This window comes from Parapedobacter pyrenivorans (assembly GCF_014636865.1).
Taxonomy (GTDB): Bacteria; Bacteroidota; Bacteroidia; order Sphingobacteriales; family Sphingobacteriaceae; genus Parapedobacter; species Parapedobacter pyrenivorans.
In genome coordinates, this window is the sequence record NZ_BMER01000007.1 from 240,512 (window position 1) to 263,688 (window position 23,177).

General features: G+C 49.0%; 12 protein-coding genes. All 12 read left to right on the plus strand.

Translation table 11 applies throughout. The features are described 5' to 3' along the window. Positions 1-25: 25 nt before the first annotated feature. Positions 26-1,645 carry a SusR family glycan utilization regulator gene (gene susR, locus IEV98_RS24135; protein WP_229738950.1) on the plus strand — a complete coding sequence of 540 codons (1,620 nt, stop codon included), beginning with the start codon at positions 26-28 and terminating at the stop codon, positions 1,643-1,645. Between the two features lie 179 nt (positions 1,646-1,824). Continuing rightward, positions 1,825-3,231 (plus strand): SGNH/GDSL hydrolase family protein, encoded by a 1,407-nt coding sequence (locus tag IEV98_RS24140; RefSeq protein ID WP_229738951.1) that lies wholly within the window; start codon positions 1,825-1,827, stop codon positions 3,229-3,231. 38 nt (positions 3,232-3,269) lie between these two features. Next, positions 3,270-5,615 carry a GH92 family glycosyl hydrolase gene (locus IEV98_RS24145; RefSeq protein ID WP_188508625.1) on the plus strand — a complete coding sequence of 782 codons (2,346 nt, stop codon included), beginning with the start codon at positions 3,270-3,272 and terminating at the stop codon, positions 5,613-5,615. 18 nt (positions 5,616-5,633) lie between these two features. Beyond that, positions 5,634-7,925, plus strand: a complete 2,292-nt coding sequence (locus tag IEV98_RS24150; RefSeq protein WP_188508626.1) for a GH92 family glycosyl hydrolase — start codon at positions 5,634-5,636, stop codon at positions 7,923-7,925. A 76-nt stretch (positions 7,926-8,001) separates the two neighbouring features. Next, a complete protein-coding gene (locus IEV98_RS24155; protein ID WP_229738952.1) occupies positions 8,002-9,729 on the plus strand; it encodes a RagB/SusD family nutrient uptake outer membrane protein in 1,728 nt (575 codons plus the stop codon). A gap of 23 nt (positions 9,730-9,752) precedes the next feature. After that, positions 9,753-10,205: a DUF5004 domain-containing protein gene (locus IEV98_RS24160; protein ID WP_229738953.1), complete on the plus strand. Its 453-nt coding sequence runs from the start codon at positions 9,753-9,755 to the stop codon at positions 10,203-10,205. Beyond that, positions 10,202-11,191 carry a DUF4961 domain-containing protein gene (locus IEV98_RS24165; RefSeq protein ID WP_188508628.1) on the plus strand — a complete coding sequence of 330 codons (990 nt, stop codon included), beginning with the start codon at positions 10,202-10,204 and terminating at the stop codon, positions 11,189-11,191. Before IEV98_RS24160 ends, IEV98_RS24165 begins: the two co-directional genes overlap by 4 nt. Positions 11,192-11,202: 11 nt before the next feature. Beyond that, positions 11,203-14,310 carry a SusC/RagA family TonB-linked outer membrane protein gene (locus tag IEV98_RS24170; RefSeq protein ID WP_188508629.1) on the plus strand — a complete coding sequence of 1,036 codons (3,108 nt, stop codon included), beginning with the start codon at positions 11,203-11,205 and terminating at the stop codon, positions 14,308-14,310. A 19-nt stretch (positions 14,311-14,329) separates the two neighbouring features. Further along, complete coding sequence (locus tag IEV98_RS24175; protein ID WP_188508630.1) at positions 14,330-16,012, plus strand: RagB/SusD family nutrient uptake outer membrane protein; 1,683 nt, start codon at positions 14,330-14,332, stop codon at positions 16,010-16,012. A gap of 33 nt (positions 16,013-16,045) precedes the next feature. Then, positions 16,046-19,096, plus strand: coding sequence for a SusC/RagA family TonB-linked outer membrane protein (locus tag IEV98_RS24180; protein ID WP_188508631.1), 3,051 nt, complete (start codon positions 16,046-16,048; stop codon positions 19,094-19,096). Positions 19,097-19,212: 116 nt separating this feature from the next. After that, the gene (locus IEV98_RS24185; protein ID WP_229738954.1) at positions 19,213-20,601 is read left to right on the plus strand and encodes a sialate O-acetylesterase; all 1,389 of its coding nucleotides are present in this window, start codon (positions 19,213-19,215) and stop codon (positions 20,599-20,601) included. Next, positions 20,598-23,171, plus strand: coding sequence for a glycoside hydrolase family 38 N-terminal domain-containing protein (locus IEV98_RS24190; RefSeq protein WP_229738955.1), 2,574 nt, complete (start codon positions 20,598-20,600; stop codon positions 23,169-23,171). Before IEV98_RS24185 ends, IEV98_RS24190 begins: the two co-directional genes overlap by 4 nt. The last annotated feature ends 6 nt before the right edge of the window (positions 23,172-23,177 follow it).

Consider the following 23,177-nt stretch of genomic DNA (forward strand, 5'->3'; position numbering starts at 1 on the left):
ACTTACCGGCCAATTATTATTGAAAATGAAACGACATTTATTGATCATCTTTGCTGCATTAGGTTTCTGCATTTTTTTCGTTTTGGATAGCCGGGGAACGGAAATGGATTCGCTGTTGCGGATACTGGATGAAACCATACTGAAACGCAAGCTTTATGCATCGGAAAAGGAACAAAAAATCGATGAGCTCAAGCATTTGCTCGCGCATGAGCATTCCCTGGAAAAGCGCTTTCAACTGAATAATACACTTATCGCTGAGTATCAATCTTTCATATGTGATTCTGCATTGGATTACATCGATCGGAATATCCAGTTGGCAAACACGTTGAATAACCGGGTATTTCTGGATGAAAGCAAGTTAAGGTTAGCTTTTGTACTGTCGATATCGGGCTTGTTTACCCAGGCGGCCGAGGTTTTCGAAACCATCGAATACGACACATTACCTCATCACTTGAAGGTGTATTATTGTTGGGGTTATATCCGATACAATGAAAATCTGATCAAATATACCGACAACCCGAAATATGAAGATGTGCACATACGGGAGATCGCGAGATGCCGGGATACGCTGATGAATCTACTTGGCAAAGACACCGATATGTACCTCAAGGAAAAGTCTTTCAAGCTGAAGGCAGAAGGCGCTTTTGAAGCTTCTGCGGAGATCCAGACAGAATTATTCAAGAAAGAGCAAGTGGATTCCCACGGTTACGCGATGTCTGCGATGGGGCTCTCGATGATTCACAAATCACTCGGAAATCAATCACTGCAAGAAAAATATTTGCTGCTTGCGGCCATAACAGATGTAAGGCTAGCCGTGAAAGAAAACGAATCGTTATTGACGCTGGCAATCCATCTGCACGAACAGGGGGAAGTAGACCGGGCTTATAATTATATCCAGGCGGCCCTCGATGATGCAAATTTCTATAACTCACGTTTCAGAAATGCAGTGATCGCACGTACGCAGCCCAAAATTGAAGCCATGTACCTGACTAAGATCGAACAGCAACGGCGAAATTTACGGTCTTATGCACTGACCATCAGTATTTTCCTGGTTGTGCTGATCGGGACATTGTATTTTCTCTACAAGCAGATAAAAACAGTATCGAGAGCAAGGAAACATTTGAATGCGGTCAATGCACAACTTATATCTGCCAACCATAGGCTGGACGAGGCTAATCTCATACGGGAACGGTATATCGGGTATTACATCAACCAATGCGCGGTATATCTTGATAAGTTGGACGAGTTCCGAAAGAGCGTGAGCCGAAAGATCAAAGCCGGTCAACTAGCCGATTTAGAGAGGCTAAGTGCAACGACAGCTACCCTGGAAAAAGATGCCCAGGAATTGTATACGGACTTTGATAGCACCTTTCTGGAAGTTTATCCGGATTTTGTGGAAGGGTTTAATGCACTGCTTAGAGCGGATGAACGATACGTGCTTAAAAAAGATCACTTGAATACGGAGCTTCGCATCTTTGCGCTGATTCGATTAGGTATCACGGACGTCAATCAGATCGCTACTTTCCTGCGCTATTCCATCCAGACCATTTACAACTATAAAAGCAAAGTGAAGGGGAAAGCCGCGGTCGACATCGAACATTTTGAGGAAAATGTAAAAAAAATCGGCACGCTCCGTGTCGAATAAATTCTCATACGTTTACCAATTGCTTTCTGGTTGTTGTTGTTAATTAATTGATATGTAGTTTGTTGTGATTTTTTTAAGTAAAAATCACTTACCAAGATGCCTACTTACGCATCCACGCGGACGGCTTGGTATATACATTTGTTCCTGATTATAAACATCAAAAATTTATAAACACAGCTATGAGAAGTCACCTCTCCGGGATCGCCCGGTTGCTCCTGCTTGTCTCGTTTTTCTTCCTAAAGGGGATGACCGCCCACGCACAGGAAATAACTCCATTCGCCAACAACGACCGGGTCGTTTTCCTAGGTAACAGCATCACCGACGGCGGGCACTATCATTCGTACATAGGACTCTATTACATGACGCGGTTTCCGGCGATGAACCTATCCATCCTCAATGCAGGAATCGGTGGCGACCGGGTCATAGAAATGGTCAAGCGCTTGGATGGGGATGTTTTCAGTAAACGCCCGACTGTACTGGTTACAACGTTCGGGATGAATGATTCGGGCTATTTTGAATATAACGGCGACGAGCCCGATAAGTTTGCAGACGAAAAAGTAAAAGAATCGTACGATGCCTATCAGGAAATGGAAAAGCGGTATAAGCAAATCCCCGGCATCCGCATCGTTCTGATGGGGAGTTCACCTTACGACGAAGGGGCGATCATCAAAGATAACACCCCATTTAAGGGAAAAAATGACGCGATGCTTCGCATCGTGGATTTTCAAAAGGCGTCAGCTCAATCGAACCACTGGGAATTCTTCGATCTTAACCAACCGATGACACAGCTAAACCAACATATCCAGCAACAGGATTCGACGTTTACGCTCTGCGGCGGTGACCGTATCCATCCCGATAACGACGGGCACATGGTGATGGCCTACCTGTTTCTGAAGGCACAGGGATTTGCCGGAAATAAGGTGGCCGAACTATCCATCGATGCTACCCGTCAGCAGGTAGTCTCCGCGGTGAATTGTCAGTTGTCAACTATCAAAAAGACAGCAGCCGGCATTTCGTTTGACTACAAGGCCAACGCTTTGCCCTACCCGTTGGATACGGTTGCGCGCGGATGGGGAAGTAAAAAAAGCCAGTACGATGCCCTGCGTGTCATCCCTTTCATGGAAGAGATGAATCAGGAACAGTTGGTGGTAACCGGTTTGAAGGGACGCCATAAACTGGTTATCGACGGTGAAGTCATCGGGGTGTGGTCTGCAGACGATTTTGCCCGTGGAATCAACCTGGCTACCTTAAGTCATACACCTCAATACCAACAAGCGCTGGGCGTCATGTATCTAAACGAAGAGCGGTGGGAGATTGAGCGCAGGTTCAGGGATTACGCGTGGGTACAATACAACTTTTTTCAACCCAGAGGACTCTTGGACGCCAACAACCGGAAGGCCATCGACGTCATGGATGAACACGTTGCAACCGACGGCTGGTTAAGAGCTAAAAGGGACTTGTATGCCAGGGCGATGCTGCCCGAAGTGCGGAAATCCTGGCAAGACCAGATCGATCAGTTGACAGACGCCATGCGTGAAGCGGCGATACCCAAAACACGGAAAATTACACTGGTTTCCGTTCAATAAAAAGTAATACGAAGTCATATAGAATTATTGAGGCAGTCATGATGAGGATGAAGAAAATCGGCTACTGTTTAGGGATTGTTGTTTTTTTGAGTAGTGCTTGTTCGGAGCAAAAGCAAGAGGAAAAAACTTCGCCCGTAGACTTCGTGAACCCGTTTATCGGTGCAAGCACAAGTACCGGGGCAGCCGGGGTTTATCATGGGTTGGGAAAGACATTTCCCGGAGCCACGACGCCTTATGGGATGGTACAGGTCAGCCCCAACACGATAACCGGGGGCGACAACAGCCCCGGATACAGTTATGAACATAAAACCATCGAGGGCTTTGCGTTTACACAGATGAGCGGAGTGGGGTGGTTTGGAGATCTGGGTAATTTTCTCGTGATGCCCACTACAGGGAAGCTGAAAACTATCGCCGGAAAAGAAGATGAAAGTATCCAGGGATACCGTTCATCTTATCATAAAGATTCAGAAATCGCCAAACCGGGCTACTACGCCGTAGAATTAACGGATTATCGCATCAACGTGGAAACCACCGCCGCTCCGCATAGCGGGATGATCCGGTTTACGTTTCCGGAAAATAAACAATCTCGGATACAGATCGATCTCGCACGACGCGTAGGAGGTACAGCGATCCAGCAGTACGTCAGCAAGGTGGACGACCATACGATACAAGGGTGGATGAAATGTACGCCCGAAGGCGGAGGCTGGGGAGATGGAGAAGGAAAAGCGGACTATACCGTTTACTTTTATGCGCGCTTCAGCAAGCCGTTGGATAACTATGGTTTCTGGAGCGCTGATATTCCCGATGGGTGGTCCCGTAAGCGGGATGACGTGGTAAGTGAGCAGTACCTACGCCGCGTTGAGAAAGCCGAAATCATTAAAGGGCAAACCGAATTGGAAGGAAAGCACCTGGGCTTTTTCTCCGATTTCGAAACCCACGAAAATGAAGAAGTGACTTTGCAGGTAGGGATCTCGTTTGTCGATATGGAAGGAGCGTCAACTAATTTCAAAAGTGAACTGGCAGGAAAAGATTTTGATCAGGTAAGGGCAGAAGCGGAAAAACTATGGAATGAATCGTTATCTAGGATCAACGTGCAGGGCGGAACGGAAGATCAAAAGACGATATTCTATACGGCGCTTTACCACACGATGATCGACCCCCGGACGTATACTGATGTGGATGGACGGTATGTGGGCGGTGATAAAAAAGTCCATGAACGCGGAACCTATACAAAACGGACCATCTTTAGCGGATGGGATGTGTTCCGTAGCCAGTTTCCGTTACAGACCATCATCAATCCACGACTGGTCAGCGATCAGTTGAATTCGCTGATTTCGCTTGCCGACGAATCAGGGCGGGAGTATTTTGAACGGTGGGAGTTGATGAATGCCTACTCCGGGTGCATGATCGGTAACCCTGCACTGTCGGTATTAGCAGATGCCTACGTGAAGGGTATTCGGGACTATGATATCGAAAAAGCTTATCAATATGCGGTTAATACTTCGAAGCTATTCGGCAATGACAAGCTGGGGTATACCGGCCCCCCTTTCAGCATTTCCAACACCTTGGAATATGCGTATACGGACTGGTGCATTGCGCAACTGGCCAAGGGAATGGGCAAAGCGGAAGATGAGCAACTTTTTCTAAAAAAGGGGCAGGCCTACCGGAATATTTTCGACTCTGAAAAGGGATGGTTCCGGCCAAAAAGGGACGATGGTTCGTGGGAAGAATGGCCCGACAGTGCCCGGACCAAAGAATGGTACGGGAGCATCGAATCCAATCCGTACCAACAAGGGTGGTTTGTTCCACATGATATTCCCGGTATGATTGAACTCATGGGGGGGCGTGAAAAAGCACTGGACGACCTGACTCATTTTTTTGAGAAAACACCGGAACACATGCTGTGGAATGAATATTACAACCATGCCAATGAACCGGTGCACCTTGTACCGTTTCTCTTTAACCACCTGGATGCGCCGTGGATGACGCAGAAATGGACCCGGCACATCTGCGAGAAAGCCTACAAAAATTCCGTGGAAGGGATTGTTGGGAACGAGGATGTGGGGCAGATGTCGGCCTGGTATGTGCTGGCATCCGCGGGAATACATCCATCGTGTCCCGGAAGTACGCGGTATGAAATAACCAGTCCGCTTTTCAGTGAAGTGGAGTTTGCATTGGATCCGGATTATTTCGAAGGAAAATCCTTTAAAATAAAGGCTCATGACAACTCACCTGCGAATGTCTATATACAAAAGGCGTTGCTGAACGGGCAACCATACAACAAATGCTATATCGACTTTCAGGACATCGTATCCGGAGGTACACTGGAATTGTTTATGGGCCTTCAGCCCAATGAAGACTGGGGCACAACCCTAGGGAACTAAAACAGAAAGGATTTGAAAATGCGAAGAAGACATCAACTAATCAGGAAGCTGCTGGCGGGTTTAGCCGTCGCTTGTTTTGCCTTCCCCTATTCCTATGCGCAGGAACGCGATTTGGTGAAGTATGTGAACACCTTGCAGGGAACCGATTCTGAATGGTCGTTATCCTATGGAAATACGTATCCCACTGTGGGGTTGCCCTTTGGTGTCCATTTCTTTTCCGCCCAAACCGGCAAAAACGGCGACGGCTGGAAATACCAATATAAAGCCACTACCATCCGGGGATTTCAACAGGTTCACCAATGCAGCCCCTGGATGAACGATTACGCAGTTTTTTCGCTGATGCCGGGCGTCGGAAATCTGGTGGTCAACGAAGATGCGCGTGCGTTGGCATTCAGTCACGACCGCGAAGTTGCAAAACCGCACTACTATGCCGTGGAATTCGATAACGGCATACATACAGAAATAAGCCCTGTTGAACGGGGAGCGCATATGCGATTCAGCTTCCCCGGCAAGCAAAAAGCTTACTTGGTGTTGGACGGGTTTATCAAAGATAGCGAGGTAAAGATCATTCCGGAGGAGCGCAAGATTATCGGTTTTGTCAACAATGGACGTTTCGTACCCGGCAATTTCAGGAATTATTTCGTGCTTGTCTTTGACCGGGATTTCAAGAGTTTCGGTACCTGGGAGAACACGGAAGACCAGGTAAAGCCGGGGAATCGGTATGACGAGGGAAAAGGAGTGGGCGCTTATCTCGAATTCGCACCCGGCATTACTGTTGAAGTAAAGGTGGCCTCCTCCTATATCAATCCCGATCAGGCGGAGCTGACCCTCAAGCAGGAGCTAGGGAATGCCAAAAATTTTGAAACGACAAAAAGCAAGGCTTTTGATAGTTGGAATACCCTGCTGAATCGCATCGTCGTAGAAGGTGGAACCGAAGAAGAAAAAGCGACGTTTTATTCCTGCCTGTTCCGCGCCAATCTGTTTTCGCGGAAATTTTTTGAAATCGATGCAGATGGTAACCCGTATTACTATAGTCCTTACGATGGCGAAATCCATTCAGGGTACATGTATACCGACAATGGTTTTTGGGATACCTTTCGGGCACAGTTTCCCCTGAGCAACATCCTGCACCCAGAAATGCAGGGAAGGTACATGCAATCGTTGCTGGATGCCCAGAAACAGTCCGGTTTTTTTCCGACATGGTCTAATCCCGGGATGTCGGGCGTCATGATCGGCAACCATGCGATATCATTACTCGCCGATGCCTGGGCTAAGGGCATCCGGACGTTTGATCCCGACAGTGCACTAGCAGCTTACTACCACGAAACAACCAATAAAGGTTTTTGGGGTGGTTCTAACGGACGCGAGGGATGGAAGGACTACTTTACAAAAGGCTATATTCCCTATGGTGAAATCCACGAAAGCACAGCCAAAACCTTGGAATACGCCTACGACGATTTCTGCGGTTACCAGTTGGCGAAGTCTATCGGCAATGATTTCTACGCCAACGTGTTTGCCCGGCAACTATATAATTACAAAAACGTGTTCGACCCGGGCGTCAACTTTGTGCGGGGGCGGCAGCCGGATGGTAAATGGCTTCCCGATTTCGATGCCGTTGAATGGGGTGGACCGTTTACGGAAGCCAATGCGTGGCAATATACGTGGTCGGTTTTGCACGATATAAATGGCCTCATTGATCTCATTGGTGGAGAAGCGCGCTTTAATGCGAAGCTGGATTCTTTTTTCACGATGGATCAACGGATCGAATACGGCACCTACGGTAAAGAAATCCATGAAATGCGGGAGATGCTGCTGGCAAAAATGGGACAATACGCGCATGGCAACCAGCCTACGCAACACGTTCCCTATCTCTACAACTTTAGCGGCCAGCCCTGGAAATCGCAAAAGCAGGTCCGCCAGGTCATGTCGCAGTTATACAATGCCACCGAAAAGGGCTATCCGGGCGATGAAGACCAGGGCCAGATGTCATCCTGGTATGTACTGAGTGCATTAGGAATCTATAGCGTTTGTCCGGGAACGGATGAATACGTGATCGGCAGTCCGGTCTTTGAGAAGGCCACCATCACCTTGGAAAACGGGAAACGTTTTACCGTTCGGGCTAGGAAAAACGGTCCGAAGCATGTCTATATCCAATCCGCGCGCCTGAATGGAAAGTTGTATGACAAAAACTACATTACTTATGCTGATATCATCAACGGCGGAGAGATCGAGTTTGTGATGAGCGATGTCCCTAATTTTGAACGCGGGACTGACGCAACGTCTAGGCCATTTTCCATGAGTCCACTGTAGCTAGTCGAAATTTCGGTTTCGGCAACCAATAAAGAGAACCATTATAGCACCCTAATTATAAGTTAAAATTTTGATTATGAGGTTTTTTATGTACGCAGCGCTTGTTGCGCTTACGCTGGCGTCGTGCAGCAAACAAGGGTTTCTTGACCAGACACAATCGACGGATCTGAATGAGCAGGTCGTGTTCTCGGACAGCGCCTACACCATCAATTTCCTTTCCAGTATGTATGCCGATATCGGCTTTGCTACCTGGCCGAAGCGATTTGGCGGGGGTGGGCTAGACGCCTGTACCGACGAAGCGGAGGGCACCGGTTTAGGAAGCATCAATACATTCATCCAGTTTGCCACGGGCACGGTCAATTCGAATATGATTACCAAGGATGCCTGGACCACGGCTTACACCAATATCCGAAGGGCCAATATTATGCTCAAGAACGTGCCGGGGGCAAAATTCGGTGCCGATATCAAAGTACGGGCAAAAGCTGAAACGCGCTTTTTGAGGGCCTACTATTATTTTGTTCTGCTGGAACACTACGGAGGGGTGCCCCTAATGGGAGATAGCGTATACCGTAAGGAGGATATTATTCCTGCCACGCGCAATACCTTTGAAGAGTGCGTAGAATATATTGTGGCGGAATGTGATGCGGCAGCGGAAGACTTGCCCTGGATGCACATCGGCGAAAACTATGGGCGTGTCAGCAAAGCGGCTTGTTATGGGCTGAAATCCCGTCTGCTGCTGTATGCCGCCAGCCCGTTGTTTAATGGGGGAGCGACAGTGACGGACGAGCGTTTACGGTCGGTTGTCGGCTATCCGGATGCCAACTCATCGAGGTGGGAACGGGCCGAACAGGCGGCGCTTCAGGTAATGGATGGCTCGGGCGGACAGTATGCATTACATGTTGATAACGAAACAGAACCGGGCTACGGATTTTATGAGGTTTTCCAGTTGAGAAAGAACTCCGAGTACCTGCTGGCCCGGATGCAGGCTTCAAACAGCGACTTAGAAGGTATCTGGAATCCGCCGACCTTTGGGGTTTCAAGTCCCGGTGCCCGTCCCTATCTTGAAATGGTGAATGCATTCGGTATGAAGAATGGAATGCCCATTGACGACCCGGCATCCGGTTACGATCCCCAACAGCCTTACAAAGACCGGGACCCGAGGTTTGCCAATACCATCACGCGCGACCAGTCGCTGGTTTTTCACCGCGATGGGCTGGCAAGGCGGCCGGTTAATATCTACGTCAATAAAACCGATCCCAATAACGTCACATCCGGTCAGGATGCTGTCTACAAGGGTACACCAACAGGATATTATACGTATAAGATGCTTAATCGGGATGTGGCTGCGGATTGGTTTAACACGTATACACCACGGTGTCTTCCCATCATACGGTATGCGGAAATACTATTGAACTACGCCGAAGCGCGTAACGAACGGCTGGCATCGCCCGACCAGGAAGTTTACCAAGCGGTCGAAGCCATCCGCGAACGGGCAGGCCTTTCGCCCTACCAATTACGCACGGGATTAAGCCAGGCTGAAATGCGGGAGATTATCCGTAATGAGCGACGGAAGGAACTAGCCTTCGAAGGACACCGGTTTTTTGACGTCAGGCGTTGGATGATTGCGGAGGTTGTTGAAAACAGTCAATTGCACGGCACCGAACCAGTACGGACATCATCAGGCATTGCCTACCAAACCATAGACGTACGAAAGCGCGTATTTGATCAACGCATGTATTTATGGCCCATTCCGCAGTCGGAAGTGGCTAAATCAACCGATTTATTGCAAAACCCGGGCTATTGATTGTCCGACAAACCTATATGAAGATGAAAACCAATTTAGTAGCATCTACCGTGTTCATGGCCCTGGGGCTGGTAGGACTCTCGTCATGTGAAGATGGAATATCAGAAATGGCGACAGAAGAAACGGTGAAAGACATCACCGGAAGTTGGAAAGTGGTGCAGCTGACGAGAAACGGAGAAGATTTGAGCCAGCGCTTAGACCTGTCCGATTTCCGTATCGATTTTAATGCGGATGGGACCTACACACTGGCTGAACAATTGCCGTTTATTGCCGATGCGTCGGGATCCTATCGACTCAGCGACCCGCAATATCCGTTTTCGCTGATTTTAAGACCAGCGGGCATCGAAGAGGACGTGGTGGCCAGGTTTCAATTTCCGACCGTTGCAGGCAAGCGACAGTTGAGCCTTTCTTTCAGCCTCGGGTGTGAAAGCAATACTTATCAATATAATTTCGAACGCGAAAACCAAGACTTATGAAACGGGCAACTCATACCTTACTATATGGCTATCTTCTCGTAGGCCTTTTCGTTACGATGTTCCTCGTGCATTGCGGATTGACGGCGCTAACCGTCACCGTACCTGAAAAAGCAACGGTAAACGAACGCGTCACTTTTGTGATGCACAGCGGTGCGGAACCACGGATAGAAGAACCGGGAACCTATACTACACAGTTGCTTGCGGGGATCATGGTTCCCAAAAGCTGGAATGCCAGAACGAATGCAGTGCTGACGTTTACCAGTCCGAAGGGAAATGGCGTCTTGCGGATGATTCCCGATTCGGAAATCGAACCGGTCTCCGGCGTGAGCTGGCATCAGGCTGCAAAGAATATGTTTGGTATCGGACCAAACCTGGTGGACGACTTCGAATGGATTGTGTACCGGAGTACGCAGTCCTATACATTTAGAAATAACGAGGATATCGATTTTGATGTCAATGTGGAGTGCAATGTCGGGTCGGAGAATATGCTCGTCAAGTTGGGATTTTATGTCGGTTCTTCCATAGAAAATCTCCGTCCGGAAGATACGGACTACAAAAAGGTTGCGTTTTCGCAGTCGTTTGAAGTGACCGGTGGCGAGGGCGACTTGATCGACTTTGTCAACCCGCAGCTGGCCACCGTGCAACCTGTCAGGAGTCTGGATAACGATATCATTACATTAATGTTCGATGCGGGGGTTACGCAAACCGCACTCGAAAACGAGGATGATATCTATTTGACGATTCAGGGTTTTGATGAAGCGGGGCTACTCGTAGCCGAAGTGAACGAACAAACCGGTAAAACCCGGCTTACGAGTATCGGCGGAAAAAGATTTCTAATCGATTTCTGGCCGCGTGGTTATTTCAGTCTTGAAAGTGTCCAACGGATAGCCCGCCTGGAATATTTTGTTACCGACGCCAGTGGTATCCGACGTGTTGGATACGGCAACACCGACGAACCCTTTACGTACACTTTTCGCTGTCAATAAATACCTTGAACATGTTGAATCACTATATAAAAGTCAGTGCAACCGGTTTACTCCTGCTGGTCGCCGTAAACCGCGGTGTACAAGCAAGATCTATTAAATCAATCGACGTGCGTAGCACGATCTGTCAAATCGGAATGAACAGCGCGATCAAAGTAGTCGACGAATATGGGAAACCACTCCCGGCCGTAAAAATCTATTCTTTGCAAAACGAACTGCTAGGAGAGACAAACGAACAGGGTGAGGTTGATCTCGTGGTTAACGACCCGGATATGCACATTTCACTACGACATCCAGCCTACTATGCAAAGACATTGCCAGCAGGAGCGATGCGTACGGTGGCGATGATCCCGATTTACCTGCAAGCGCCGGATACGGTTGACGTGGTGCATGACAAACGGGATCGGAACGCAGTGATTGGATCCGTCGCGGCCGTTTACAACAGCCAACTTAAATCCACACCCACGCCTTTATACCTGAACGCACTTACAGGGAGGCTTCCTGGCTTGTACACCCAAGAAACCAACGGCTTCCGGTCGGTGCGCACCTCGCCGATTACCGCAAATGACCTGGCTGGTTCGTTGCCGACAGACGCAACTAAATACAGCACCAGCCTGAGTGACAATTCGGAGCTGGCTTTCCAATTGCGCGGACAAAACCCCGTCGTGTTAATCGACGGTGTACAACGGGAGATTTATTCGATCGATCCGGAGAGTATCGAATCGATCACCGTAGCGAAAGACGCTTTGTCGGCCATTCTCCTCGGGCAACGGAGTTCCCGCGGGGTGCTGCAGGTAACAACCAAGAAAGGAAAGCCCGGTCCGCCGCGTATTTCCTTTACCGCGCAAACCGGTGTGCAGAACGCCTTGAAACAGCCCGAGCCTTTGAATGCAGCTCAATATGCCTACCTATATAATGAGGCGTTATTAAACAGCGGGCGTCCAGCTGTATATACCCAGGAGGACTTTGACGCGTTCAAAAGCGGGGGCGACCCGGTTTTTTACCCAGATGTGAATTGGTACGATGCGGTTCTGAAAAATAACAACCCAATCACCAAGTACAATCTTGGGGTAAACGGGGGGACAAAGATTGCCCGCTATGCCTTATCACTGAGCTACATGAATCAAGACGGCATGTTCCAGTCGTCCGATCAGTTCAACTATGAAACCAACTTGAGACAGCAACGGTATCTGATAAATAGTTCCATTGATGTCGATGTAACGAGCGATCTGACCATTGGGCTGCAACTGTTCGGCCGGATTCAGGAAGGGCGCCACCCCGGTGCGGGTGTTGGCAACATCCTGAATGCGCTGCATTCAACTCCCAATAGTGCGTATCCTATTTTTAACGACGATGGTAGCTACGGAGGCTCGGCTGAGTATCCGACCAATCTTTATCAACTGGTTACCGGATCCGGATATCGCTTGGACAATACACGGGATGTGATGGCCAACCTTGATTTCAACTATCGGTTTGACCGATGGCTGCCAGGGCTGTATGCCGGGGGCAAGTTAAACGTATCGTCCACTTCCTCCAGTTTGGTCGACCGGAATCGTCAGCAGCCGGTTTACGATGTCCGGTACAATGACGCCGGAGAGCTGGTGTATGTACGCTATGGAAATATTGCAGATCAACCCAACTCCTTTGCGACGACATCAACAGCCAATTTCATTTACTACCAAGGTAACATCGGATACGATACACAGCTAAACGGCGATCACCGGATAGGGGCCCGGATTTTTATGGATCAACAGACCGCCAACTACCAGTTCGATTTGCCCGCGATTCATACGAATGTGGCAGCCACCGCAAATTATGCTTACCAAAAGAAATATTTTGCTGAGTTTGCTGCAAATTATTCTGGTTTTAACCGCTTTCTGCCGGGGAAAAAGTTTGGGCTGTTTTACGCCGTCGGCCTGGCATGGGACGTGGCACAGGAGTCTTTTCTGGACGAACAATCCGATTGGTTGACGGAGCTCAAATTGCGGGCTACGTATGGCAAAACCGGAAATACCAACGAAGGCTCGCTGGGTTATTACAGCTGGCGCGCATCCTACGGCCAGGATGGAAACAACGGCTACAACGTGGGTTCGGAATACTCGTTCGTTAGCAGCTTGATAGAAAAAGGGCTGGCCAATGTAGAAGGCACGTGGGAAAAAGGACGTAAACTTAATGTAGGACTGGATATATCGTTATGGAGTTCCCTCAGTTTATCTGCGGAATACTACCAGGATAACTATTACGACCTACTGCAGCAACGGGGATCCACCATCGAGCTGATTGGGATTGGATACCCGAACGAAAATATCGGGAAGAATCGGTATGAAGGACAGGAACTAACTATTACCTATCAGAATAGGGCAGGAAACTTCCATTATTTTGTTGCGGCGAATGCTTCGCGGATGCGTACGGAAGTCGTTTATATGAACGAAGTTTTCCAACAGTATGCGTGGAGCCGCCGTACCGGTATGCCTGTGGGACAAACGTTTGGCTACCTGGCAGACGGACTGATTCGTGACCAGGCCGAAGCCAATGCCGCGCCACTACTGGGCGGGAATGAAGTGCATCCGGGCGACGTAAAACTGGTCGATCTGAACAACGATGGTATCATTAATATCTACGACCAGACCGCAATCGGCAACACCAAGCCGTTGCTCTATTTCGGGACGACCATTGGATTCAATTTCGCAGGTCTAGATTTCAGCGTGTTGTTGCAGGGCGTTGCCAATCGTACCTATCAACAGACGGACTATTCCTTCGGAAGTAGTGGAGAACGGCAGGGATATGCGTACTTGCTAGGGCGGTGGACACCGGAGACAGCCGAAACGGCAACCTACCCACGCCTCACTGTCGGTTCCGATCCAACCAATACGCCGCATCTCAATACGTCCAGCTATTGGACACGTTCGGGAGAATACCTGCGGGTACGTAATATCGATTTGGGCTACACGTTCCCCTTTCACCTAAGCCGGAAGATACGGGTCTCCACGCTCCGCGTTTTCGCTAATGCACAGAATCTGTTTACCGTTACACCCTACGACCGGCTGGACCCGGAAATACATGGTGATACAGCCTATCCCATCCAGCGCGTGATCAGTTTTGGGGTAAACATCAAATTATAACCTGAAATCAGTTAACGATATGAACCCTATACATTTAAAATGGATTGTTCTCGTCGGAACCATCATCTCCTTTTTCGCTTGTCAGAGCGACCTTGAGGTAGAACCCATCGAACTGCAGACGTTGTATCAAGTATTTGACAAGAATGATTCAGCAGGTGTAGAAGCCAACCGGTTTTTGTTGGATTGCTACCGTTTTCTGCCAGCGACGGGAAATCGGGTGGGCGGAGACTTTCTGGATGCCGCGACGGACGATGCCGTTTCTTCTAACCCTACAAACACCTCCGTGCAACAATTGGCCACAGGATCGTATGCTTCCGATAATTATCAGGATAACCTATGGGCATCATGGTATCAAGGCATACGCCGGACCAGCATTTTTATTACCCATATCGATCGGGTACCTTTGAACGGAAAACTGGCCAATGGAACGCCATTCAATAGGGTATGGAAAGCAGAAGCCCGGTTTTTGCGGGCGCTGTTCTATTTCGAACTGGTAAAGCGCCATGGCGGGATACCGTTGCTCGGCAATAAGGTGTATCAACTGAATGACAACATCGAGCTGCCGCGCGCGGATTTCCAGGAATGCGTTGCATTTATCATAGGCGAATGTGATGCCATTAAAGATAGCTTGCGGACCGATCCGTTTAATCTTCCCTTTTACGAGAGACCAACCAAAGCTGCGGCATTGGCCTTGAAATCACGGGTACTGTTATACGCAGCCAGTCCGCTGTTTAACGGTGAAAATATCGATCCGCAAAATCCCCTTACGGGCTATACGGATTTTTCTGCTACCCGATGGGAAGCGGCAGAAAACGCAGCAACCGCGGTGATGGAACTGGATCTGTTTACGCTCGAGCCGGAGTTTAAGGATATATTCATAACCCGCAATCAGGAGCGTATATTTTCGAAGCAAGGCGGACCCAATACCAGTCTGGAAAACGCCAACGGGCCGGTCGGGTATTCCACCGGCGTCAACAACGGCCGGACGAGTCCGACCCAGGAACTGGTAAATGCATTCGGCATGGTAAACGGATTGCCAATCGACGATCCGAATTCTGGATACAACGCAGACGACCCTTATGTGAACCGGGACGAGCGTTTTTATGCCACAATCTTTTACAACGGTGCCCCATGGCTGGGCCGGCCGGTGGAAACCTTTGAAGGCGGAGCCGATAAGCCTGGGGGTACCAAGCAGCAGACGAAAACCGGTTATTATTTGCGGAAATTTATGGGTGATTTCGAATCGGCGGTTAATTACAGCAACGTCAACCACGATCATATCCTTTTCCGTTATGCCGAAGTACTATTGAATTTTGCCGAGGCCCGAAACGAACGGCTAGCTGCGCCCGATCAAGAGGTATACAGCGCAGTGGAGCAAATCAGGGAACGCGCAGGGTTGACGCCTTTTCAGCTTCCCGCTGGACTTAGCCAATCAGCCATGCGCGAAATCATCCGGAATGAACGCCGTAAGGAACTTGCTTTTGAAGAGCACCGGTTTTATGACGTAAGGCGATGGAAGATCGCCGAAACGGAATTCAACAAAGAGCTGTCGGCAATGACTAGCTATCAGACCGGTACTGGAATCATCCGACAGCAGACGCCGGTATTGAAAATGAATTTCGAAGAGCGGATGTACCTGGCACCGATTCCGTTTAATGAGGTTATCAAAAATCCACAAATGACACAGAATCCCGGTTGGTAATCAGATGGTTTAATTGCTATTAGGAAGAAACAGATGAAAAGAAATTTATATCTTTTGCTGGTCATGGTTGCAGCACCATGTATACTCATTGCGCAGACGGTCGTCTCCGGAATAGTAAAAAATACCGAAGGTCCATTGGCAGGTGTGACCATCTCGGAGAAAGGCAGCAGTAATGTCGCCCAGTCAGACCAAAATGGCCGGTTCCGCATTTCGTTGAGCCGACCGGATAACGTATTGGTATTTACCAGTGTAGGGTACACCACACAAGAACGGACGGTTGCGGGGGAAAAGGAACTGGAAGTAATCCTTCAGTCCAACGTTCAGGATATCAATGAGGTAGTTGTAGTTGGGTATGGAACAACCAAAAAGCTCACGAGTACCGGCGCGATCAGTTCTATCAAAGGGGCGGATATTCGGGAAATCCCCACTGCTAATGTCCAAAATGCACTTACCGGAAGGTTACCGGGCTTTGTATCGGTTCAGCGATCGGGGCAACCGGGCAGGGATGCTTCTGATTTCTATATCCGTGGTGTAAGTTCGCTAAATCCGGACGGGAACCAGCCGCTGATCATCGTGGATGACATTGAATATACGTATGAACAGTTGTCACAGATCAATGTAAACGAGATTGAGAGTATCTCGATTCTGAAAGACGCATCAACCACTGCGGTGTTTGGTATTAAAGGAGCGAACGGGGTGTTGGTGGTAAAAACCCGCCGAGGCATATCCGGTAAACCGAAAATTAATGTCCGCTTGGAATCGGGTGCACAAAGCCCGGTGACCCGGCTTAAGTTCTTGGACGCTTACGAAAGCGCGTTGCTGTGGAACGAAGCGATTGCCAACACCGTTGGGGACAACACCAACCAGCCATTCAGCGCGGAAGCTTTGGAACATTTTCGGCTGGGGGATGCTCCTTATACTTATCCCGATATCAATTGGTATGATCGGATATTCAAACCGATGAGCTTTCAACGGAACAGCAATGTGGACGTGACCGGAGGCAGCGAAAGCATCAAATACTTTATCTCCGGCGGTGCCTTTTCCCAGGATGGCAATCTCTATAATTTCGAAAACAACGGCGATCAGGTCAATAACAATTATTATTATCGGCGGTTCAACCTGCGATCCAACCTCGACGTCCAAGCAACCAAAAGCCTGCAATTGCGGCTGGATTTTCGGGCAAACTTCAATCGGATAAATGGCCCGAGGGCCGGAAATATTGTAGGAGAGGTATTTAATTTCAATAAAATCCGGCCGTGGTCGGCACCATTTCTCAACCCGAACGGTTCTTATGCCTATGCCGGCGACACCCAGGATCTGTCGCCCACCATCAATGCACGTCTGGCAACAGCGGGTTACCGGCTGGACCGGCGAAACGACCTGAATATCCTGTTTGGGGGAACGCAGGATTTGGATGTCATCACAGAGGGGCTTTCGTTTTCAACCCGTATTGCCTATGCGAGTGTCGAATCCAATGGACGGGAGCAGGCGCGGGATAATTTGCCAGTCTATAAGTATTTTCCCGAGACGGATTCCTACGAGCTAAAAGGCGGAGCACCCTATGTATTAAGCCCGTATACGCTCCGTGCTTACCAGGGCGATTACAATAGCCGGGTAAACGTGCAGGCCAATTTTGATTACACGAAGTCTTTCGGTGAACACCAGATCAATTCGTTATTGCTCTATAATCGAGAGTCCTACAGTACAAAGGGCGACAGACAGTCGAATTGGATTCCACAGAATTTCCAGGGATTTACATTCCGCACCGGCTATAGCTATAACGAGAAATACCTTGTGGACGTCACGGCTGCCTACAACGGGTCCGACCGTTTTCAAGCCGACAAACGCTACGGATTTTTCCCTGCCATATCGGTTGGATATAACCTGGCGAGGGAGTCTTTCATCAGGGATAAGTTTGATTTCATCGATTTACTTAAATTGCGCGGCTCGTACGGAATTGTTGGCCAAGATAAGGTGGAGGCAGATCGCTACTTATTCCAACAGGTTTACAACCCAGGCGGTGGCTATTCTTTCGGGGAAACCCATCAGGGAGTCGGTACGATATCGGAAGGCAACCTTGGCAATAGCAACGTAACTTGGGAAAAGCAGAATTCATTTGATGTTGGGTTGGACCTGAGTGTCCTGCAAAACCGGTTTTCGCTCGTGGTTGATTATTTCAGTAATGTCCGATATGATCAGCTCGTTACGTCCCAGTCATTGCCGCTCAATATCGGGGTCGGCGTGTCACCTACCAACATCGCGCGTGTCCGGAACCGGGGGGTAGAGTTTGAGCTGAACTACAACGATCATATCGGGGCATTTAATTACAATATTAAAGGTGTGCTGACCCACTTTAAAAATAAGATACTCTTTCAGGATGAACCCGCGCCGGCATTCCCTTGGCTGCGACTGACGGGCCATCAGGTAGATCAACCCCTAGGCTATGTGTTTGACGGATTTTACACCGAAGAGAACCTGGCCGACAGTCCCAAGCCGGCAGGCGGTTACGAAGTGCGTCCGGGCGATTTGCTGTATAAAGACTTGAACGGCGACGGTGTAATTGATGATTTCGATCGGACCGCCATCGGCAGACCGGATGTTCCCAACACCAGCTTTGGATTGACGTTGGGCGGGAGCTACAAAGGATTCAGTTTCAATATACTGTTGCAGGGGACTACCGCGTATAGCTTCAGCGTACAGGGAAGTGGCATCGAACCTTTTCAGAGCCAGTTCCAACCGATTCATCAGCAACGGTGGACTCCTGAAACCGCTTCGACTGCCCGGTTTCCCCGGTTGACAACCAATCCAACGACGATTAACAGTCCGTCGTCGTATATGTCCGACTTCTGGTTGATCGATGCCACCTATCTCCGGCTGAAAACCGTGGAGCTCGGTTATCAGTTGCCGGATCGTTGGTTGCCCTTCAAGATGAACAACGCAAGGCTTTACTTGAGCGGCTATAACCTGTTGACGTGGACGAATTACTCACTTTACCAGCAGGATCCAGAAGTGACCTCCAATACAGCGGGAGATGCCTATCAAAATCAACGGGTTGTCAATTTAGGCGTTCAAATCGGACTTTGATGAAACTGTTTGTTAGCATGTTGCGGATCTTAATTTTTTTCACCTTTTTATTTCCAGCCAAAAGCTTTGCTACGTTTGTTGATAGCTTGCGTTTATCAGACGCCTTACAAAACAACATGGTTGTGCAGCAAAATAAGCCATTCAAGGTTTGGGGAAAGGCGGAGTCTGGTAGGAAAGTTGTCATCCACGCAGACTGGCTTTCGGGTTCTACGGAAGTTTATGCGGATACAACTGGCGATTTTATGGCGATTATTCCGGTACCGAAAGCCTTGAAAGGTGACTTCACCCCACATCGCATGGATGTGATAGCAGGCGGCGAAAAGGTAGCGTTGACCAACCTGTTAATCGGTGATGTATGGTTATGCAGCGGCCAGTCCAATATGCAGTTTGCTGTCAAAGAGATGAAGGATGCGGAACAGGTTATTTACAAAGCCGATCAACCCCATATCCGGTTATTGAATGTAGCGCTCAATTTTAGCGAAACGCCTTTAACAAACTTCCGCGGCGAATGGCAGAACTGTTCTCCGGAATCGGTCAGGGAATTCAGTGCAGTGGGATATTCCTTCGGTAAAAAGCTGCTCGATAGCTTACAATTTCCCATTGGCCTGGTTTTTACCGGCATTGGCGCATCCGGTGTTCAGGCCTATATTCCCAAAGAAGATCTAGCGAACGACACGATGCTTAACCGGGTTTACTTGCAACCGTACCTTGCCGACCCGAAATCCAAGGAACCGATCGACGGCGGTTTTTCTTTTGAAAAGGTCATCAGACCCTATCTGTTATACAATGCCATGGTCCATCCGCTCATTAACCTATCCGTTAAAGGGTTTATCTGGTATCAAGGGGAAGCGAATCACCTGGAAAGAGCGAGTTACGTGCGGGCGACGCAAACGATGATCACCAGTTGGCGGAGCGACTTTTCGCAGGGTGAGTTGCCTTTTTATTATGTTCAGATCGCACCGTTTTTTCACGACGAGGAAAATCCGACTTTAGCGTTTGATGCCTATTTCAGGGAAGCGCAGGAAAAGGTAGCTGACCTCAATAACACCTATATGGTCAGTACCATGGACGTGGGAGAAGCCAAGGATTTACATCCCAAAAACAAAAGGCCGGTTGGCGAACGGTTGGCCGCCGTAGCCCTCAATCGCGTATATCATAAGTTGGATGTTAGCTATCAAGGGCCGGTTATGGACGACGTCAGTTTTCATGGCAAAAGGGCGTATGTTTCCTTTGAGCCAGAAACCTTGGGGAACGGTCTCCAAACGAACGACGGGCAGCCGCCTAAATTTTTTTATGTGGCGGGTAGCGACCGGATTTTTTATCCCGCGGAAGCGTTAATCGACGGAGAACGCATTGTAGTAGAAAGTGACAAGGTGACTGAAATCGCGTCCGTTCGGTATGCCTTTTTTAACTATCCGGTGACTAATCTTGAAAATAAAGCCGGGTTTCCAGCGCTACCATTCCGGACCGACAGGTGGGAGGAAACGTTAAACGAAAACAGATGAAGAAACAATCTCTTTTAACACTCTTTTTTTGCGCCATGAGCATCCCTTATCTGGTGTTCGCTCAGGACGCTTATTTTATAGACGGCTATCACGGAGGGATCTATGGGCACTATCCCATAGGACAAACCGCCTTTATTAACAACATGCTGAAGCAACATGCCGATTGGCGTGTCAACATGGAGGTTGAACCGGAAACATGGGACGCCGTTAAGCTGCGGGACCCTACGGCGTATGAAGCATTCAAACAATTATTTGAAGATCAGTCTATCGCTAACGGACGGATCGAATATATAAACCCAACCTATGCACAAAGTTATCTTTTCGCTACCTCGGGTGAAAGTAACATAAGGCAATTCTCCTATGGCATTGCACTGTTGCGGAAGCACTTTCCGTCTGCGAGATTTACCACTTACTCGGCCGAAGAACCCTGCTTTACCAGTTCGCTTCCATATATCCTGAAATCGTTTGGATTCAACTATGCATCCACCAAAACACCCAATACCATGTGGGGCGGTTATATCAAGGCTTATGGCGGAGAGCTGGTGAATTGGATAGGGCCAGATGGAACCGCCATAACGACTGTTCCCCGATACGCAAGCGAAAACCTCCAGCCGGGTTCTACATGGCAGAGCATTGCCTGGTACAATAGCAAAGACTATATCAAGAAATCGTTCGATGCGGGAATCCAGAACCCTGTAGGCATGTGTATTCAAGACGCTGCGTGGAGCAGTGGATGGGGTAAAGGGCCGTGGTTGGGACAAGATAGTTATACCCCTACACACTACAAGACCTGGCGCGATTATATCGCGAATTATTCCATCGGATCGACCACCGACGATTGGCATTTTACTCAGGAGGATGTGCTGACCAGCCTGATGTGGGGCAGTCAAATCATGAATACCCTCGCGCAGGAAGTCCGGGGCGCTGAAAACACGATTGTACAAGCTGAGAAAATGGCGGTGTTTGCGTACTTGGCCGGAAATATGCAGTGGCCGGAAAAGCTTATAGACGAAGGGTGGATTAAACTACTGCTTTCGCAGCATCACGATTGTTGGATTGTACCTTATAACAATCTCCAGGGCGGGCGCACCTGGGCCGATCACGTAACCGAGTGGACCGGAGTGACCCATCAGAACAGCCAAGTAGTTATTGATCGATCGCTGAAAACCCTGAATGGAAAAAGCGGCCAAAATGCAGTTCGGTTGTTCAACACCTTGGCGGTCGACCGCAACGAGATCGCGCGCGTGAAAGTGCCTTCGAATTGGGTCCGTTCGTCTTGGGAGGTAATCGATCCGCAAGGCAAGGTGCATCCCACACAGCTGGTCAAAGAAGACGGAAGCACCTGGCTATTGTTCCGGGCGCACGTTCCCTCTTTTGGCTATTCCACCTATACCCTCCGCGAAGGAAAAGCAAGCGCAAGCGATGCGCTATCGTATCGTGAGGAAAAAGGTAAATACGTACTCGAAAGCGACTTATACCGCCTAGTTATCAATCCAGAAAAGGGCGGTGCGATTGAAAGCCTGATTGCCAAGAAGCTCAACAACAAGGAGTATGTAGACGCTACCAGCAAATGGCGCTTCAATGAACTCAAAGGCTACTTCGGCGAACAGTCGACCTTTATATCCAGTGCCGATCAGCCTGCCCGCATACGGGTGGTAGAACATGGGCCGCTGATGCTTCAAATCGCAATTGATGGGATGATCGGCGAACACCCCTTTACCCAGACCATCCGGCTTCAGCAAAACGAAGAAAAAATAAACATGGGCGTATTTATCGATTGGCAGCGCAATGAGGCCATCGGCGAAGCTGGCATTCCATTCAGTGCCGAGAACCCACGGAAGGCATTTTATGACGATCGCTATAAACTGCTGGTCTGTTTTCCGGCAGCGATTAGCGATCAGCAAATTTACAAGGACGCGCCTTTCGATGTGAGTAAAAGCCAATTGGAAAATACGTATTTCAATCGGTGGGACGAGATCAAGCATAACATTTTGTTAAACTGGGTCGATCTCGGAAGCAACGGTAAAGACCCTAGTTTAGCCCTGTTTACCGATCATACTACCAGCTATGTGCACGGAAGCGATCACCCGTTGGCGCTTACCCTGCAATATTCGGGCCGTGGACTGTGGGGCAGGGATTATACCATAACGGGTCCCACGGATATCTCGTACAGTTTGCTGCCGCACGCCGATAGATGGGACGACGACCGGATTTGGACCCGAAGTGAACGCACAAACGAGCCGCTGGTAGCCACCTTGGTTGACGCTGGGGCCGATAACGTAGCGCAGCAATCGTATTTTTCCATTGAGGACCATGCGTATGAGTTGGTATCCATGGAAATGAAAGGAGCTGACCTCTACATTCGGCTTTTCAATGCGCAAAGTGATCAAGCCAAGCGGCAAATTACATTTGGCGGAAAGACGGATAAGATAGCATGGGTGGAGTTAAGCGGTGAAGTTTCCGAGCAAGCGCAATACAGGACCACAGGAAACCATGCAACGGCCATCACGGCCCATATTCCCCGCTTCGGTATCCGAACCCTCAAACTCAGCAACGTGCAACTGTTTTGATTCGAT